Below are 17,255 nucleotides of genomic sequence, written 5' to 3' on the forward strand. Positions count from 1 at the left end.
GAATGCTTTTTTAATACCATTTTTAGCTAAATATTAGGGACTCTTACTAAATTTTTGCGTACTAAACATTCCGCGATTTCAACTGTATTAGTCGCAGCTCCTCTTAATAAATTGTCGGCTACGACCCACATATGAAAAGCACCCAAGTTTTCCTGATCTGCTCGAATACGACCAACGAAGGTTTCCCGCTTACCTGCAATCTGCAATGGTTGCGGATAAAGTTGTTTTTTAAAATCATCCTGTAAAATTAGCCCGGCTGTTTTTTGAATTTCAGCTTGGATTTCCTTAACCGTCACCTGTTTATCTTGCAGTATAAAATAAACCGCCTCACCATGACCAATTTCTACTGGAACTCGAACACAAGTAGCCGTTACTTTAATTTGATTCGAATCTTGGTCATTAAACAAAATTTTTTTAGTTTCATGAATCATTTTCCATTCTTCATGAGTATAGCCATCAGCTTCAAAAATGTCGATTTGGGGCAAAAGATTAAAAGCTAACGGATAGTGCTCCTTAGCTGCTGGAGTAGGTAAAATAGCAGCTGCCACCTGCTGGTTGTCTAGCCTAGCTTGGGCCTGCCCCAGCATTTCATCCCAAGCTTTTTTACCTGCTCCTGATACTGCTTGATAGGTTGAAACTACAATCTGCTTGATACCCCAACGTCTATAAAGCGGATATAATGCAGCAACCATTTGAATAGTAGAGCAGTTAGGATTGGCAATAATTCCTTGATGCTGGGCTAATTGCTGGTCATTGACACCAGGAATTACTAACGGGACGTTTTCTGCCATCCGAAAAGCACTAGTATTATCTACACAAACTGCTCCCCGTTTGACTGCTTCGGGTAATAATTTTTTCGAAATTGCTCCACCAGCCGATGATAAAACTATGTCAACGCCAGTAAAAGAATCTGGTTGCGCCTGCTCCACTTCTATTTCTTGGTTCTTAAATTTTAACTTTTTACCAACTGACCTTTTCGAAGCAAGTAACTTAACCTGTTTAATTGGGATATTTGCTTGGGCTAATTCCTTGACCAAACGCTGGCCAACGGCACCAGTAGCCCCCAGAATTGCCATCACATACTCTTTCATTCTAATTCTCCTTAACTAAAAACTTTTGGATACGTAACATTGCAAGTTGTAACTCAGTCTCACTAGCTGCATAAGAAAAGCGAATGTACCCTTGACCTCCAATGCCAAAAGCACTACCAGGAGTACCACCAACTTTAGCTTGATCAGCTAAGTCCAAGGCAAATCTTAAATCATCTTTGCCATACCGCTCAGGAATTTTCACAAAAACATAAAACGTACCTTCATTAGCTACCGTTTTTAAGCCCATTTTATTAAGACTTGATCGCACGTAGTCACGCCTGTGGCGATAAATTTCTCTTGCTATTACCGGATCCTGATCGCCATGTTCTAAGGCTTCAGTTGCTGCTGCTTGGGCTGGATTAGACGGTGCAGTTACCATAAAGGCATGCATTTTAGCAACTAAATTAATTATTTTTTTAGGCCCTGCTAGATAACCAATCCGATAGCCAGTCATTGCATGTGATTTAGACAGACCATTAATTATTAAAGTACGTTCAGGCAAATAGCGAGCGATAGAAACATGTTGAAAACCATAAGTCAGTTCACTATAAATTTCATCAGCAATCACATAAAGATGGTAACGGGCAATGATTTTTGCTAAGCCTTTTAATTGTTCCTTTGAATATGTCCTTCCAGTTGGATTAGTTGGGTAATTCAATAAAATCGCTTTAGCCTGTGGATATTGTTGTAAAGTCTGTTCTAAAAGACTAGGAGTTAAAACAAAATCACTAGTCGCTGTATTAATCGGTATTAAATGAGCCTTAGTATATTTAATTAAGGGAAAATATAGTGCATATGATGGCGTAGGAACAATAATTTCATCTCCTGGTTGAAATAAAGATAGCATACTAGCTGCTATTGCTTCGGTAGCACCAACAGTGACAATAATTTCACTATTACAATCATAAATTAAGTTCTGTTTGCGCTTTAGGTAATTACTAATCGCTTGCCGCAACTCTAATGTACCTTTTTGCGCTGAATAATGGGAATCGTTAGTAATAATACTTTTAATTGCCGCTTGTTTAACATGTTCAGGTGTATCTAAATCTGGTTCACCTAAAGTTAACTTAATTAAATCAGGAATATCATTAATCTTTTGGGCAAATGCGCGAATACCCGACGGGGGAATTTTTTCAAGCGGCGTATTAATAATTTCAGCTAAATCAGCAGCTAATTGAGGCATTTTTTCTCCTTCTATTTATAATATTTTTTCTAAACCAACCACTAATTCTGGTAATTCCATAATATGTTCCAAAGCTAGCTTCACCCCTGACATAAAAGAAGACCGGTCAAAAGAATCTTGTCTAAGCGTAAGGGCTTCGCCTAATCCACCAAATAATACTTGTTCATGCGCAACATAGCCTGGCAGGCGAACTGAATGTACCGGAATCCCAGCATAATTTTCCCCTCTTGCCCTTGACTCATTGCTACTATTTTGGTCAATTGCTTGCTCTTGGTTAGCAGCAATCAAACGCGCTGTAGCAATTGCCGTTGCCGAGGGTGCATCTAATTTATCAGCATGATGCATTTCTATCACTTCTGCATCGGGAAAATAACGAGCAGCTTCTTGGGCAAATTTCATTAACAATACAGCAGATAAGCCAAAGTTAGGCGCAATCAGACCACCAATTTTTTGTTCCTGCGCCTTTTTTTGCAATTGTGTAATCTGCTCTGTCGTCAAGCCACTAGTACCAATCAGTGGACATATCTGATGCTCAATCGCAAATTTAGTATTTTCAAAGACTGCCGCTGGGGTCGTAAAGTCTATCCAAATATCGGCTGTCAGGTTATTAATATCCCTTAAACTTTTATAACATTTAACCACCTGCTTAAAATTTGAGTTACTTGCCATATTGGGCGCTAAAACAGCTACCAATTCACAGTCCGACTGATTTTCAATCAATTTCACTACTTGCTGCCCCATTGATCCGGTAGCACCAGCTACTATAATTTTCTTCATTAATCTTCTCCTAAATACTTGCCAGTGGATGTAACAAGGCAGTTTTATTCAAGCCCAAGCCTAAGGCTAGTTGCTGCTTTTCTTCATTATTTAATTCAACTATTGGTAGCCGACACCCACCGGCTGCTAGTCCTTGCGCAGTTAAAACGGCTTTAACTGGGGCTGGCGAAGGATACATAAATAAGGCTTGCATTTTAGGCATTAACTGTCGTTGTAATTTACCCGCCTCTGCTAAATTACCTTGCGCTAAATTGTCATACATTTGACGCATCGCTTTACCATAAATATGTGAAGCTACTGAAATCACACCTTGTGCACCCAAAACTTTAGCCGCTAAAGCCTGTAAGTCTTCTCCTGTATAAACTAAAAAGTCATCATCAGTATGCTCAACTATGTATTCTAAGTCTTCTAAATTAGTGCATTGTTTAACGCCAATAATTTGTGAATTACGCGCTAAATCTACCAAAGTTTCTTTAGCAATCTTTATTCCCGTTCGACTCGGAATGTTATAAATTAATACTGGCAACTTAACTTGACTTGTAATAGCTTCAAAATGAGCTTTAATTCCCCGCTGATTAGGCTTGTTATAATAAGGAGCAACTACTAGGGCAGCATCAATTCCAGGTATCTGCGCCACCTCTTGCGTAAATTGGATTGTTTGAGCGGTATCATTACTGCCAGTGCCTGCAATCAGTGGTACCCGCTTATTAATTATCTGGGCAAAACGAGTATACAGTTCAACTTTTTCATCATGTGTCATTGTTGCTGCTTCGCCAGTTGTGCCTCCAATTACAAAACCTTTAGTACCCGTTTCAATTAAATGCTCCGCTAACTCTTCTAAACCTGGATAATCAATCTTTCCCTGCTTATCAAACGGCGTAATTAGTGCTGTTAAAATATCTGCGTGTGTCAAATCTATCATTGCAAGTGCTCCTTTTAATTACTTACATATGCTTCTGTAAAAAACCTATCATTGTTTTAACTCCAGTCATAATTGCTTTTTCTTGGGGGGAAAATGTTGCTGAATGCAGCTGTGAAGTATCTTCTACTCCCAACCAAAACATAGTTCCGGGAATTTTGGCTAATAAATAGCCAAAATCTTCTCCCGTCATTGCTGGTGGAGTTGCTTGATAGTTCACTTCGGGGTTTTTTTTCAGATAATCAATAAATTCAGTCGTAATTTCTGAATTATTTTCTACCGGCCAATAACCACCTTGATTAAATTCAATTTCTACTTTTGCCCCAAAGCTTTGCGCAATTCCTTGTGTAACATCTTGTAATCGTTGTTCAATTTGCTCAATCATTGTTTGAGTTAAACCGCGAATAGTTCCTTCTAATCTAGCATGACCAGCGATTGCATTCCTAATTTTCCCCGCTCGTAGCTTACCAATAGTAATTACGCCACCTTCAATTGGGTCAATGCTACGTGAAACAATCGTCTGAATTTGCCCAATCATAGCAGCTGCTGCAACAACCATATCATTACCCCTTTGGGGATAGGCCGCATGCCCATCTTGACCATAAAGATCAATATTTACCTCAGCTGCCCCAGCAAATAAAGTTCCTAAACAACAGCCAATTGTGCCCACCGATAAATCCGGAGTAACATGCAAGGCAAAAAATTCATCTGGGCGCCATTGACCAGTAAAAATTCCTTGTTCATAAGCAAGTTTACCGCCATTTTTACTCTCTTCTGCTGGTTGAAAAAAGAATAATAAATTATCTTGAGGTTGGTGCTCGCTATAATAACTTAAAATTCCTAAAGCTACCGTCATATGTATGTCATGGCCACATGCATGCATCTGACCCGGATTTTGTGAAGAAAAGGGCAGGGCTGTTTTTTCTTGAATCGGTAAAGCATCAATATCGGCCCGATAACCAATTGTTTTTTTAGGATTGCTGCCTTGAACATGGACTAATAATGCTGTGGGCATTGCTGGACAAGTTTTAATTTGTAAATATTGCTGGTTAAAGCGGCTGATTATCTTAACTAAATATGCTTGCGTTTTAAATTCCTGTAGAGCCACTTCAGGAATTTGATGTAAGTTACGTCTTATCTCATTTAGTTCATTTACTGATAGCATAAAATCACAACCTTCTTAAATCTGCTTCAATCTTTGTTTTAGCAGTAGTTTTTTGTGTTTTTTGTTTAATTATTTTTGCAGGAACGCCCGCAACGACTGCATTTTTTGGTACGTCCTTAGTTACCACAGCTCCGGCTGCAATTACTGCATTATCGCCAATTTTAACCCCCTCTAAAACAACCGCATTAGCTCCAACTAACACGCCATTTCCCACTCTAACTGGTTGGGCAGATGCTGGTTCTATAACACCAGCTAGGACTGCTCCAGCCCCAATGTGACTATTTGCTCCCACAATTGCGCGGCCACCTAAAACAGCATTCATATCAATCATGGTTCCAGAACCCACTTGCGCTCCAATATTAATTACCGCGCCCATCATAATCACTGCATTATCACCAATACTTACTTGCTCTCTTATTAAAGCTCCAGGCTCAATTCGAGCAGAGATATTTTTTAAATCTAATAGTGGAATAGCGGAATTACGACTGGCATTTTCTACTTGATAATCAGTAATCAAATCAGCATTATCTCTTAAAAAAGGAGCAATTTCTTGCCAATCGCCAAAAACAACTCCCATATGACCTTCAATAAAAGTTTTTACTTTATCAGGCCAGGTCAATTTATCTAGTTCACCTTTAAGATAAATTTTAACTGCAGTTTGCTTAGGTGCTTGAGCAATAAAATCAATTATTTCGCTTGCTGACATATTCTCCATACTAAAATCTCCTTTTACCTAATAAAAACAATCATGACTAACTAAATCAGCATAAGTCTCCCGCCTAATTACTTCTTGAGCATGTCCAGCTTCTGCAAAAACCACTGCTGGACGCGGTACACGATTATAATTAGATGCCATACTATAGCCATAAGCACCAGTAGCTAAGACTGCCACTACATCACCTGCTTTAACTTGTGGCAAGGAAGCTTGCTTAATCAAAATATCACCAGATTCACAATAGCGACCAGCTAGGTGTACTACCTGCTTGGGTTCAGCTTGTGGACAGCGCGCTAGTACTGTCTCATACTCAGCTTGATAAAGCGCCGGTCTGATATTATCACCCATACCACCATCTACCGTTATATACGGCATAAGGCCAGGAACTGTTTTACTTGAGCCAATCGTATATAAGCTGTAGCCTGCTTGGCCTACAATTGAGCGTCCCGGTTCAATCCAAATTTCAGGCAGTTCCAAGTGATATTTTTGCGCATAAGCACGCATTGTCTGGACAATTTCTTTAATAAAGATGTCCGGTGCTAAAACTTGATCTTGCGCGGTGTAACGGATACCAAAGCCGCCACCTAAATTTAAAATTTGTGGTTGATAAGCATATTTTTGGGCCCACTCATGTATTAAATGCATGAGCTTTTTTACTTCTAATTTAAAACCGCCTACCGCTAAAATTTGTGAACCAATGTGAGCATGAATACCAATTAATTTCAATTGCTTATTAGCTTGTACTTTAAGCAATGCTTGTTCAGCTTGACCCGAAGAAATATCAAACCCAAATTTGCTATCTTCTTGACCTGTCTGTACATATTGATGAGTATGAGCTGTAATACCGGGCGTTACCCTAAGCATAACTGACACACGCTTAGACGTATTATTCAGAATCTGCTCAAGTAGTTCAATTTCATGAAAATTATCAAGAATAATTACACCAACTTGATTTTCAACAGCCAATGCTAATTCTTCTTTAGTTTTATTATTGCCATGAAAGCTGATTCTATCTGTCGGAAAATTTGCTTTAAGCGCGGTATACAATTCCCCCCCAGAAACCACATCAATATGTCCTTTTAACTGATTAATCAGTTGATACATAGCGATGGCAGAGAAAGCTTTACTAGCATAACTTATTACGGAATTTACTTTTAGGTTGGTAAAAGCTTGCTGAAATGCTTGAAATTGTTGCCGAATTTGGGCAACATCATAGACTACTAATGGCGTACCATAATTTTTAGCTAGCTCTAAAGCATCAACCCCACCAATTATTAAATGTCCTTGGTTATTGGTTTGGTAATAATTATTCATGCGTAAAATCCTCTCTATGTAAAAAGGACTCTTTTGTGCGCACAGTACACAAAAGAGTCCTCAGATTGAAATTATAATTGGATTCAATTTTGGCCGATAGCGCTCCGCAAACTTACATTTGCGACAGTCCGTAATCTATTAAATTACGTCCCAGCTAATTAATCACTGCAATAATTAATGCTTCGGCAACTTTCCCTTTTACTAGTTTCATTGTTTATGCAGAAACTCGGCTAGTTACTCATGTTAGTTGCAACCTCTTCGATTTATTAAAAATATTATTATTAATTAATATTAATGTCAATACATTTCAGCAAGATTTAATATTTAAAAATATAATTAGCAATTAACTAAGTCATAGTTGCATATTTAAATTAGAATGTTAAAATGCAAAACTAATAAAACTAAAATTAATTTAATTTAAGAAAGGGATTAGGAATGAAAGTCGTTAAATTTGGTGGTAGTTCGCTAGCTAATGGAACACAATTTCAAAAAGTTATTAATATTATCAAGGCCGATCCTGCACGTAAAATTATTATTACCTCTGCTCCTGGTAAAAGATTTGCTGATGATTTTAAAGTAACAGATTTATTAATAAAATATGCTAAACAATATTTAACCCAAAAAAATTATCAGCCTGTAGTTAAAGAAATTTGGGCAAGATACCAAGAAATAGCAGCTTATTTTAAAATAACACCTGCCTTACTACAACCGCTAAAACAGCAACTATTTGATTTACCAAAAAATAATTATCGTAATTCTGATTTTCTAATTGCTGCTTTTAAAGCTCAAGGAGAAAAATTAAGTGCTGAGTTATTAGCCTTAATTTTGCAACAAGAAAAACTACCAGCTCGCTTTTTAGATCCTCAAAATATTAAATTCATGGTTACTGATAGTGCCAATGATGCTCAAATCTTACCTCAGACCTATCACAATTTATATAAATGGCATCACACTAATCAATTATTAATTTTTCCAGGCTTTTATGGTATTACAAAAAAAGGGGATATTGCCACTTTTTCTCGTGGTGGTTCAGACATTACTGGAGCGATTTGGGCGCGTGGAGTACAAGCCGATTTATACGAGAATTTTACTGATGTTAATGCAATCTATGCAGCTGACCCCCATATTGTTAATAATCCTTGCGCTATTAAAGTTATGACTTATCGCGAATTAAGAGAATTATCCTATGCTGGATTTTCTGTCTTTCATGATGAAGCTCTTATACCAGCCATTCAAGGTCAAATACCAATTAATGTTAAAAATACTAATTATCCCGACTTACCTGGGACTAAAATTGTACCCGCAAAAAATTTCCTAGCACAAAATATAGTTACAGGCGTAGCTAGTTCTAATCATTTTGCCGCTTTATACTTACATAAATATTTATTGAATAAAGAATTGGGTTTTACGCTTAAATTACTCCAAATATTTTACAAGTTTAAAATTTCATACGAGCATATGCCTTCTGGAATTGATGATTTAACGGTTATTTTTGATAAACGGCAATTTACAGTAGCAATTCAGCAAAATATGTGTGATGAAATCCAAAAAGTTCTAAAACCTGACTATCTTGAATGGATTGATGATTATGCCATCATTATGGTAGTGGGAGAAGGAATGCGAAATAAAATTGGCGCCATGAGAAGCATTACTGCACCATTAGCCAAAAAGAAGGTTGCAATCCATATGATTAATCAAGGTGCTTCGCGTATATCAATCATGTTAGGCACTAAAAAAGCTGATGCCCCGATAGCCGTTAAACAAATTTATCAACAATTTTTCAATTAATTTCCGGAGGAGTAAAAATGGTACAACTATTAAAGGTTCATGGTTCACAAAATAGCTTTTTTTTACTTGATCAAACACAACTTAATCAAACTTTTACCCAACTGGAACTAGTCAATTTAACAAAGCAATTAACTAATTCGCACAATCTTTTAAATGGGGCTGATGGTCTTTTAGTCGTGAGCCCATCTTCTCAACCCAGTGCTTGTGGCAAAATGCAGGTAATTAACGCTGACGGTTCTATTGCCTCAATGTGTGGCAATGGACTACGAACAGTCGGGCGCTATTTAGCAGAAAAATATCAGCAGAAAAATTTAATCGTCGAAACTGACCAAGCCAATTTAAGAGTTAGTTGTCAGCCAGATTGGGCACCACACGTCAAAGCAGTTAGTGTGGAAATTAGTCCAGTTAGTTTTCAGCAGCAAGACTTACCCTTCAGCAATTTAGGCAAAAAAGAGCTAATTAATCAACCTGTTCCCGAATTTGCTGCTAACTTGAAATTTACGGCAGTTGCTGTTCCTAATCCTCATCTTATTAGCATAGTATCAGCCGATCTGATGCAAACAGATTTATTAAAACAATTGGGAACCCAGCTTAATCGACCTAATTCTTATTTCCCTGATGGCATTAATGTTAGTTTTGCCCAAATTATTAATCCTCAACGCCTTTTTGTCCGCACCTTTGAACGTGGCGTTGGTTTTACCAATGCCTGCGGAACTGGCATGTCGGCAGCTAGTCTAGTTTATGCCCTAACTTATCCCCAAAACTCCCTGTTTAATAACCTAATTACTGTCACTAATCCCGGAGGCTTTGTACAAACTATTGTTCATCAGGATAATAACCATTATTGGATTGAACTAATTGGTAATGCCACTTTTACTCACTACATCGAAGTTGCTGAAAATGAACTGCATCAAAATGTAATTGATTTTACTAAATTTAAAGTTAAATCGACAGTTGAAAATCAGGCGTATCAAGAATTTATTACTAAACATTCTTGATTTTCTTGATTAAATTTATTACTATTTGCCATTTTAAAGTGCCTTTATGCACTTTTTTTTTGCTTGCAATGGATTAAAATTAAATAAAGCGATTTCATAAAGGAGTAAAAAATGACTGAACCAGACTATCAAAAATTAGTTAATAAAATGCGTACTGAATTTAAACAAGGAGATGATAAACGCGATGCAGGATTACCAACACAAATTCCTGAAGTTGAGCGCTTTGACAATCTATCCTACGGGGTCGTACCGCAATTTCAGTCGCTTGATGTTTATCTACCCAAAAAAAGAACCGACCAAAAATTGCCTGTAATTGTTAATATCCATGGTGGCGGCTGGGTTTATGGTACAAAAGAAACATATCAATTCTACTGTCTTGCTTTAGCTAAAGCGGGCTTTGCTGTAGTCAACGCCAATTATCGTTTAGCGCCCGATGTAGTCTATCCTGGTGAACTTGATGATCTAAATTTAGTTTTTCATTGGATAGCAGACAGTACCAATGCCAACAACTACCAGTTTGATCTTAATAATGTCTTCATTGTCGGCGACAGTGCTGGCGGACAGATGGCAGAACAGATTTTAGCAATTTATACTAATAATGAGTATCGTAAATATTTTGGCTATACTTTACCCAATCTAACCATTAAAGCAGCCGCACTAAATTGTGGTCTGTACTTTTTAACAGAAACTAACTTAATAGTTGGTGCCCCAGAAGCTTACTTTCGTCCAGAAATTCGTTTAACTAAGCATGATCAATTGAACGTAGAACGCTACTTAACTCAAGCGTTACCACCAATTTTTTTAATGACTAGTAATGGCGATTTTTTACGAAATAGTGCCTTTACACTTTCTGGGTATCTATCTGCTAAAAATATTTTTCATGAAATGCATTTCTATGGTGATACTAACCATCTGCGTGGACATGTATTTCACATTAATCAAAAAGATGATTTAGCCAGACAATGCAATTTAGACGAATTAAACTTTTTCCGAAAATACATAAATTAATGCATGAGCAAGCTAACGAAATAATGGTTGACATAGGAGCTAAGTGTTTAATCATTTTTTATAAAGGTAGAAAATATGAACACTGATATACACGAATTAGTCCAACTAGATAAATTACCAATTTATATTAAAGTGCATCAAAAGCCAGGAAAAACTGAAGTTCCACCTCATTGGCATCAAAGCATTGAACTAAGCTTTACCATGAGAGGTAAAATTGATCATTTCATAATTGAAGGTCTAGATTACCAAACACACCCAGGTGAGATTCTAGTTATTAATACACAAATCGTTCATAGTATACAAAACATTAACAATAAACAAACAGATTTGATGTTAACGATACTTTTCCCTTATTCACTAGTTTCGAGTATGTTTCCCGAAATAAATCATTATCTGATTGTTTTAAAAAATGTATCAGAGTTAGCATTTAATCAGCTAAGCCAGTATTACCACCTACAAACTCTGCTTAGTCAAATGACAACCATCAGTTTAAATAATAGTGACACATTTAAAAATTTAGAACTAACTATCCTGAGCTACCAAGTTCTCGAAATTTTACTCAAATATTTCCTAGAGCCGCGAGATAATAACAGTCGTCTATCTGATAACTTAATTATTACTGGTCATTTACGTAATGCATTAGATTTTATTCAAACTCATTATCAAGAACAAATTTCACTACAAGACATTGCAAATAATTGTCATTTAGCACGCCAATATCTACAAAAAATTTTTAGGCAAAATATGGGGATTACTTTAGGAAAATATCTTAAAAAATATCGAGCACAAAAAGCTTATCATGAGCTTTGTAATAGTTCACATACATTAACTACTATTGCAAGCAATACTGGTTTTAGCGGTGTCCGCTCAATGAATCGGGCACTAGTTGCTAATTATGGAAAAACAAGTATGCAAATAAAAAAAGTTACTCAACGCCATATTTAAGTTACTAAAAATTAAAATAACAGTGTATCTATTTTAGAAAAGAGGAATTATATGAAAAAAGCAAAGCCTCAATCTGGATTATTCAAGATTGCCCTATTATCAATTTCATTATTATTAATGATTGCTCCCCAAATTTCACCAGTATTGCCTTTAATGTATTCGTCCTTTCCCACTATTTCTCGAGCTGGCGTCGAAACCTTAAGTACTATTCCTAATATTGGAATTGTTATCGGCTTAATGCTAAGCCCATTTTTAATAAGACTAGTTGGCAGTAAACCGACAATTATATCTGGATTATTAATTATTTTATTAGCAGGTACTTATCCTATATACTCTACAAATTATTACATGATTCTAATTTCCCGTTTCTTATTAGGTTTAGGCATTGGTTTATTTAATTCATTAGCGGTTAGCCTATTAGCAAAATTTTATCAGGGTAATGAATTATCAACCATGCTAGGATTTCAAAATTCAATGGGAAGCATTGGTGCGGCACTTTTTTCATTCTGTGTAGGATGTTTAGCTGGACTGGGTTGGCACACTACATTTTTAATTTATTTAGCTGCATTACCAATTTTAGTTTTATTCAGTTGGATAGTGACACTGCCTCGTGAGCAAAATCAGATAGCTGCATCACAAAATCAGATGACTAAAAATGATAATAGATTAAATATTCAGGTAATAAAAATTGCTTTACTAATGTTTTTTATGTACATCTTCTTCATGCCAATGACTTTTAAATTACCACAATTAGCAATTAGTCAAAAAATAGCTGATGTTAGTCAAGTTGCTTTTGTTTCTTCAATGATAACTCTTATCGGCATTCCGGTCGGGTTAGCTTATGGCTATTTAAAAAAGAAATTGCAAGATTTGATTTTACCAATTGGTTTATTTTTACAAGTTGTTGGCTTATTAGCAATTGCTTTTTCAGCAAATCTTCTAATGTTAATATTTGCTGCTATTGTCTTAGGTACCGGATTTGGTCTATCGGTTCCCTATATCTTCAACTGGCTAGGTAATGTTGCCCCCAAAAATTCAATTAATTTTGCAACAACGATTACTTTAATTTTAGTTAATATAGGTTGTGCTGTTTCACCAACAATTATTAATTGGCTAGGTAATACTTTAGGTAATGGATCTGCACGTGCCGATATAACAATTGCTAGTTTAGGTATGACAATCTTATTTTGTTATAGTGGCGTTCATTATCTACAAACTAAAAATAAACATTAGTTATTAGGTACTAACAGTTTAACTAATAAAACAATTAATTACTTTCTAAAATATATTTTATGAGTCTACAATAAATACCCCCTTTGAGCTGCTACTCTCAAAGGGGGTATATTGTAATTAAAGATAAGATTATTTAATTACATAATATTTATCTATAAATTACTGTTACCGCCGTTCTTTTCTGGAAAACCAGAACATAAATAATGGTAAAATAACAAAACCAAAAATCATCATCAAGATTGCGTACCAATTAATCCCGATAACTTTTCCATTTGCAATAATACCAAACTGTGCTTGCCAATTATAATTAATCAATAAAAAGATAACTAAGACAATTGATAAAACAGGCACAATAATGTCGGTTAAAAAATTTTTAGCAGCAGGTAAAATTGCCTCTTTATTTTTACCATAATAAAAACAAATAACGGCCAATGGAACAATGATAAAACCCAGAAAACGTACCATGGCGCTCAAGGTAATTAAGTTGCCCATATTATATTGAAAAGCTAACGGTACTAAAAGAGCTAAAGCTGCAGAAATGAAAAATGTTCTAATTGGAAAATTATTTTGCGTTCTTTTAGTCAACGAGATTGGTAATTGATGTTCACGGGCCATGGCCTCTAAAATGCGGGGCGCATTGAAACTAGATGCAACATTAATACCCAACATTGAAATTAAGGCACCTACTAAAATTACATCTCGTAAAATTTCATTATTAAAGATTGCACTAATTGCAACTACCTGATTAGTCGTCATCAGTGCTCGCGGATTCAGTACCATCGCCACCGCTACAACGCCAATGTAAATTGCTGCAATCACAAAAATTGCCAAGGGAATCGCCCGCGGTAGATTTTTTTCGGGTGCTTGCATATCGTCTGAACCTGAAGCAACTGATTCAAACCCGGTAAAAGCATAAAAAGCAGATACAATTGCCATTACAAAACTAGTGGTTGTTAATGTTGGGACAATTTTTTGACCATTTTGTGTAATTTGATCAACTTCTGCTAAATTATGGGATGCACCACTTGTGATCAAGAGTGTCACACCTGCAACGATAATCAAAACTAAAGCAGCTAACTTTCCAGCTGTAGCAAGATTCATTACAAATTTAACAAATTTTTGCCCGAATATATTAATGACCGTAATTGCTACCATCAAAATTACAAAGCCAAGGGTCACTGCACTAATATTATCTGGATTACCACCAAAAATAGAAATAGCTGATTTAATTACCCCTACTGCCATTACGCCCCAAGCAACACTAGCCGAAAAATAACGTAAAATACCAACATAAAAGCCAATATTATCCCCAAATGCTGCTTTAGCATAGGCATATGATGCCCCTGATTTGGTCACATACTTAGCCGCTGCCGAAAATGAAATAGCTAAAATGGCCGCAAAAGTTGCCGCAATCAAATAAACAAGTAATGCCTTACTACCTGCTTGTTTAACCACACTGCCTGGCGTTAAAAAGATACCTGAACCAATAATTGAATTAATTGCTAAAAAAACAATCGACCAAAAGCCTAATTTATCATTTACAGTTTTATTTCCTTGCATCCAATCACCTAGCCTTCTCAATTACAAATTTAAATAAATTATTCATAAACTTAACATGTTGATTGCGATGTAACATTTCTGGATGCCACTGTACTGCTAAAAGATTACCAGTTTGATTTTCTAATCCTTCAACTACACCATCATCCGTTTTTGCAACTGCTTTTAAATCAGGAGCAACTGTTTTAATTAATTGATGGTGAAAAGAATTAGTTAAAAAGTCTGTCTCACCTAAAGTCTGTGCCAATAAACTAGCTGCTTCAACTTTTACCCGATGCGTTGGTAAATCTGGCGTATGCCCTTGTTCATGCTTAAAAGTTTTTTCTGAACGATATGTAATATCCTGATAAAGACTACCACCGTGGGCAACATTAATAATTTGTGCCCCACGACAAATGCCAAGAATTGGTTTACCCATTTTTTCTGCTATTTTCAATAATAACATGTCAAAATGATCACGCATTGGCCAAATTTCGCCAATTTGTGGCAATAACTCTTCACCGTATAAATGCGGATCAACATCGTGCCCACCAGACAAGATTAAACCTTGAACATGTTCCATTTGTGCTTTAATTACTTCCTCATCAGCCGAATATGGAATAATAAAAGGCACACCACCATTTTGCACTACTGAATCAATATAATCATCATTAACATAACTGCGCCGATAGCCAGGAAACATTCCACCAGAATCAATTATGATTGAACCGGAAATTCCTATAATTGGTTTTTTCATTTTTTATCTCACTTCTTTTGCTACACAATTCATCTTCTTACTAATAACATTATAATAGTAATCCGTTTATTTGGGGGGTTATTTGCTTTCTTACTTATCTCTTTTAACTATTTAGGCAGCGTTAAGTCAGTTATTTTTTGCTTTAGTTGCTTGACTTCGGCAATTGCCACATTAGGGTCGGAAATAGCTTTAGCTAACTTAAACTTTAATAATTCTAATTCACTATTATTTTGTATGCTTTTTTGGTTAGAATCGCTTTCTGGTAGAAGCAATTGCTGCTTTTTGATTTTCCAAGTTGGAAAATTCAAATTAGTTAAAAATTGTTGATCATGTGAAACCAAGATTACTGCAAAAGGATAGTTATTCAGAAAATTTTCTACCGCTTTAATTGCAGCAAGATCTAAGAAATTATTTGGTTCATCCAGAATTAATAAATCATGTTGTCCCAATAACACCCGTGCCAATTTATAACAAACTAATTGTCCTCCACTCAGAGAACATATTGTTGTTTTTAAAAACGGTTGTAAACGTAAATCACCTAAAAATTGAAGCGTTGCTGTTTTATCGAATAAACTAAGTTGCATTATTTCACTTAGAACAGTCTTCTTATTTTTAGTTTCTTGCCGAAAATCTTGCCGAAAAAAGCCAATTTTAGCTTGAGGATTAAGCCATTCAACCAAAGTTTTCGCAACTATCTGACTTAAAAAAACAGACTTGCCGCAACCATTAGGACCCGTTAAAGCCACTTTTTGGCCAGTTTTAAGCTTTAGTTGCGTTGCGATTGTAAATAATTCACGCTGGGCAATAGTTATTTTTTGTGGCTCAATGCGGAGTAAGTTATCTTTTATAGAAATAGCTGAAGATTGCCACTTCAAATTATTTAATGTCATTGGTTTATGAATATATGGTCTTGCTATGTTTGTAGTTTCTTCTTTAATCCGTTGCTTAATTATCTTTTGTGTATGCGCCAAATGTTTTTCTTTACCACCATAATCTCGATTTTTCCATTCTGACCAAGATAAAGGTTTTTTCTTACGATTGGCACGATTGACTTGTTGTTGCTTTCGTTGCTGCGCCTTTTTTAATTTTTGAATTTGCTTTATTTGATTATGATACTGTATTGCCTCATTTTCTCTTCTTTTTTTGAGATCTTGTTCAAAATTTAAAAATGATTCTTTGTACGCAATAACTTTTTTGTCATTCAAATACCAAATTGTATTGACAGTTTGTGTTAAAAAATGGCGATCATGACTAATTACAATATATGGGTTTTTTAGGTGATTTAAAATTTCAATGAGCCATTGCTGTTGACCAATATCTAAATTCGATGTAGGTTCATCCAATAATAGTAAAGTATTCTTACTATGGCGCATTTGCGCCATTGCTGTCATAATTTCCTGTCGTTCCCTTTCACCACCACTTTGTTTACTGTAACTTATAATCTGTGCTACCATTGCCAATTGACAATTACGTTGAATTTGGCCCGTAACGCTAAATACCACTGGCTTTTGGCTGATTACATTAAACAAAGTCGTTTTGCCAGTACCGTTTTTACCAATCAGGCCAATCCTCTGCCCATCTTGTACATTTAGTTTGTCAACGTATAATAGTTTTTCTCCTTGGTATTCAAGTTGCAATTGATTAATTTTGAGATATTCCATACCTAATAACTCGCTTTCTTGAGTAAAGAAAAAGCACTGATAACAGTTGCTTCCAACCTAAATTAGCAGTGCACAAAAAAGCCAGTGTCAGATACGACTACCTAAGCTAAATTCAAGACTAATTTCTGATTATCAGCAAAAAAAAACACACCGAAATGTATGGGT

15 protein-coding genes and 1 riboswitch are annotated in these 17,255 nt (G+C 35.8%); of the genes, 5 read left to right on the forward strand and 10 right to left on the reverse strand.

Annotated elements, in window-relative coordinates:
- Nucleotides 1–26 precede the first annotated feature (26 nt).
- The 7 genes from BM203_RS02960 to lysA are packed head-to-tail and all read right to left on the reverse strand — an operon-like array spanning nucleotide 27 to nucleotide 7,164.
- Nucleotides 27–1,091 carry an aspartate-semialdehyde dehydrogenase gene (locus tag BM203_RS02960; protein WP_090092631.1) on the reverse strand — a complete coding sequence of 355 codons (1,065 nt, stop codon included), beginning with the start codon at nucleotides 1,089–1,091 and terminating at the stop codon, nucleotides 27–29.
- A 1-nt stretch (nucleotide 1,092) separates the two neighbouring features.
- Nucleotides 1,093–2,274, reverse strand: coding sequence for an aminotransferase class I/II-fold pyridoxal phosphate-dependent enzyme (locus BM203_RS02965; protein WP_090092632.1), 1,182 nt, complete (start codon nucleotides 2,272–2,274; stop codon nucleotides 1,093–1,095).
- Nucleotides 2,275–2,289: 15 nt separating this feature from the next.
- Nucleotides 2,290–3,051, reverse strand: coding sequence for a 4-hydroxy-tetrahydrodipicolinate reductase (gene dapB, locus BM203_RS02970; protein ID WP_090092634.1), 762 nt, complete (start codon nucleotides 3,049–3,051; stop codon nucleotides 2,290–2,292).
- 10 nt (nucleotides 3,052–3,061) lie between these two features.
- Nucleotides 3,062–3,973 (reverse strand): 4-hydroxy-tetrahydrodipicolinate synthase, encoded by a 912-nt coding sequence (dapA, locus tag BM203_RS02975; protein ID WP_090092635.1) that lies wholly within the window; start codon nucleotides 3,971–3,973, stop codon nucleotides 3,062–3,064.
- A gap of 22 nt (nucleotides 3,974–3,995) precedes the next feature.
- Nucleotides 3,996–5,135 carry an N-acetyldiaminopimelate deacetylase gene (locus tag BM203_RS02980; RefSeq protein ID WP_090092637.1) on the reverse strand — a complete coding sequence of 380 codons (1,140 nt, stop codon included), beginning with the start codon at nucleotides 5,133–5,135 and terminating at the stop codon, nucleotides 3,996–3,998.
- A 4-nt stretch (nucleotides 5,136–5,139) separates the two neighbouring features.
- Nucleotides 5,140–5,850 carry a 2,3,4,5-tetrahydropyridine-2,6-dicarboxylate N-acetyltransferase gene (dapD, locus tag BM203_RS02985; protein WP_090092639.1) on the reverse strand — a complete coding sequence of 237 codons (711 nt, stop codon included), beginning with the start codon at nucleotides 5,848–5,850 and terminating at the stop codon, nucleotides 5,140–5,142.
- A gap of 18 nt (nucleotides 5,851–5,868) precedes the next feature.
- The gene (gene lysA / locus BM203_RS02990) at nucleotides 5,869–7,164 is read right to left on the reverse strand and encodes a diaminopimelate decarboxylase (RefSeq protein ID WP_090092640.1); all 1,296 of its coding nucleotides are present in this window, start codon (nucleotides 7,162–7,164) and stop codon (nucleotides 5,869–5,871) included.
- An 89-nt stretch (nucleotides 7,165–7,253) separates the two neighbouring features.
- A riboswitch (Lysine riboswitch) is annotated at nucleotides 7,254–7,431 on the reverse strand.
- Nucleotides 7,432–7,599: 168 nt separating this feature from the next.
- Between lysA and BM203_RS02995 the strand changes: the two genes are divergently transcribed.
- The 5 genes from BM203_RS02995 to BM203_RS03015 all read left to right on the forward strand — a co-directional run bounded on the left by BM203_RS02995 (nucleotide 7,600) and on the right by BM203_RS03015 (nucleotide 13,136).
- Nucleotides 7,600–8,952, forward strand: coding sequence for an aspartate kinase (locus BM203_RS02995; RefSeq protein WP_090092641.1), 1,353 nt, complete (start codon nucleotides 7,600–7,602; stop codon nucleotides 8,950–8,952).
- Between the two features lie 17 nt (nucleotides 8,953–8,969).
- A complete protein-coding gene (dapF, locus tag BM203_RS03000; RefSeq protein WP_090092642.1) occupies nucleotides 8,970–9,950 on the forward strand; it encodes a diaminopimelate epimerase in 981 nt (326 codons plus the stop codon).
- Between the two features lie 111 nt (nucleotides 9,951–10,061).
- Entirely contained in the window at nucleotides 10,062–10,958 is an 897-nt protein-coding gene (locus BM203_RS03005) for an alpha/beta hydrolase (RefSeq protein WP_090092643.1), read from the forward strand.
- Between the two features lie 75 nt (nucleotides 10,959–11,033).
- Complete coding sequence (locus BM203_RS03010; protein WP_090092644.1) at nucleotides 11,034–11,903, forward strand: AraC family transcriptional regulator; 870 nt, start codon at nucleotides 11,034–11,036, stop codon at nucleotides 11,901–11,903.
- A 51-nt stretch (nucleotides 11,904–11,954) separates the two neighbouring features.
- The gene (locus BM203_RS03015; RefSeq protein ID WP_090092645.1) at nucleotides 11,955–13,136 is read left to right on the forward strand and encodes an MFS transporter; all 1,182 of its coding nucleotides are present in this window, start codon (nucleotides 11,955–11,957) and stop codon (nucleotides 13,134–13,136) included.
- A gap of 165 nt (nucleotides 13,137–13,301) precedes the next feature.
- Here BM203_RS03015 and BM203_RS03020 read toward each other — a convergent pair whose 3' ends face one another.
- The 3 genes from BM203_RS03020 to BM203_RS03030 form a co-directional block, all read right to left on the reverse strand.
- Nucleotides 13,302–14,696, reverse strand: coding sequence for an APC family permease (locus BM203_RS03020; RefSeq protein ID WP_090092646.1), 1,395 nt, complete (start codon nucleotides 14,694–14,696; stop codon nucleotides 13,302–13,304).
- A gap of 4 nt (nucleotides 14,697–14,700) precedes the next feature.
- A complete protein-coding gene (locus BM203_RS03025) occupies nucleotides 14,701–15,429 on the reverse strand; it encodes a gamma-glutamyl-gamma-aminobutyrate hydrolase family protein (protein ID WP_090092647.1) in 729 nt (242 codons plus the stop codon).
- A gap of 107 nt (nucleotides 15,430–15,536) precedes the next feature.
- A complete protein-coding gene (locus BM203_RS03030; RefSeq protein WP_090092648.1) occupies nucleotides 15,537–17,090 on the reverse strand; it encodes an ATP-binding cassette domain-containing protein in 1,554 nt (517 codons plus the stop codon).
- Nucleotides 17,091–17,255 lie beyond the last annotated feature (165 nt).

The organism is Lactobacillus bombicola (assembly GCF_900112665.1).
GTDB classification, from domain to species: domain Bacteria; phylum Bacillota; class Bacilli; order Lactobacillales; family Lactobacillaceae; genus Lactobacillus; species Lactobacillus bombicola.

Excerpts from the sequence above, each read along its gene's own strand:
- BM203_RS02960 (WP_090092631.1), bottom strand. The coding sequence starts at position 1,091 with ATGAAAGAGTATGTGATGGCAATTCTGGGGGCTACTGGTGCCGTTGGC.
- BM203_RS02965 (WP_090092632.1), bottom strand. The coding sequence starts at position 2,274 with ATGCCTCAATTAGCTGCTGATTTAGCTGAAATTATTAATACGCCGCTT.
- dapB (WP_090092634.1), bottom strand. The coding sequence starts at position 3,051 with ATGAAGAAAATTATAGTAGCTGGTGCTACCGGATCAATGGGGCAGCAA.
- dapA (WP_090092635.1), bottom strand. The coding sequence starts at position 3,973 with ATGATAGATTTGACACACGCAGATATTTTAACAGCACTAATTACGCCG.
- BM203_RS02980 (WP_090092637.1), bottom strand. The coding sequence starts at position 5,135 with ATGCTATCAGTAAATGAACTAAATGAGATAAGACGTAACTTACATCAA.
- dapD (WP_090092639.1), bottom strand. The coding sequence starts at position 5,850 with ATGGAGAATATGTCAGCAAGCGAAATAATTGATTTTATTGCTCAAGCA.
- lysA (WP_090092640.1), bottom strand. The coding sequence starts at position 7,164 with ATGAATAATTATTACCAAACCAATAACCAAGGACATTTAATAATTGGT.
- BM203_RS02995 (WP_090092641.1), top strand. The coding sequence starts at position 7,600 with ATGAAAGTCGTTAAATTTGGTGGTAGTTCGCTAGCTAATGGAACACAA.
- dapF (WP_090092642.1), top strand. The coding sequence starts at position 8,970 with ATGGTACAACTATTAAAGGTTCATGGTTCACAAAATAGCTTTTTTTTA.
- BM203_RS03005 (WP_090092643.1), top strand. The coding sequence starts at position 10,062 with ATGACTGAACCAGACTATCAAAAATTAGTTAATAAAATGCGTACTGAA.
- BM203_RS03010 (WP_090092644.1), top strand. The coding sequence starts at position 11,034 with ATGAACACTGATATACACGAATTAGTCCAACTAGATAAATTACCAATT.
- BM203_RS03015 (WP_090092645.1), top strand. The coding sequence starts at position 11,955 with ATGAAAAAAGCAAAGCCTCAATCTGGATTATTCAAGATTGCCCTATTA.
- BM203_RS03020 (WP_090092646.1), bottom strand. The coding sequence starts at position 14,696 with ATGCAAGGAAATAAAACTGTAAATGATAAATTAGGCTTTTGGTCGATT.
- BM203_RS03025 (WP_090092647.1), bottom strand. The coding sequence starts at position 15,429 with ATGAAAAAACCAATTATAGGAATTTCCGGTTCAATCATAATTGATTCT.
- BM203_RS03030 (WP_090092648.1), bottom strand. The coding sequence starts at position 17,090 with ATGGAATATCTCAAAATTAATCAATTGCAACTTGAATACCAAGGAGAA.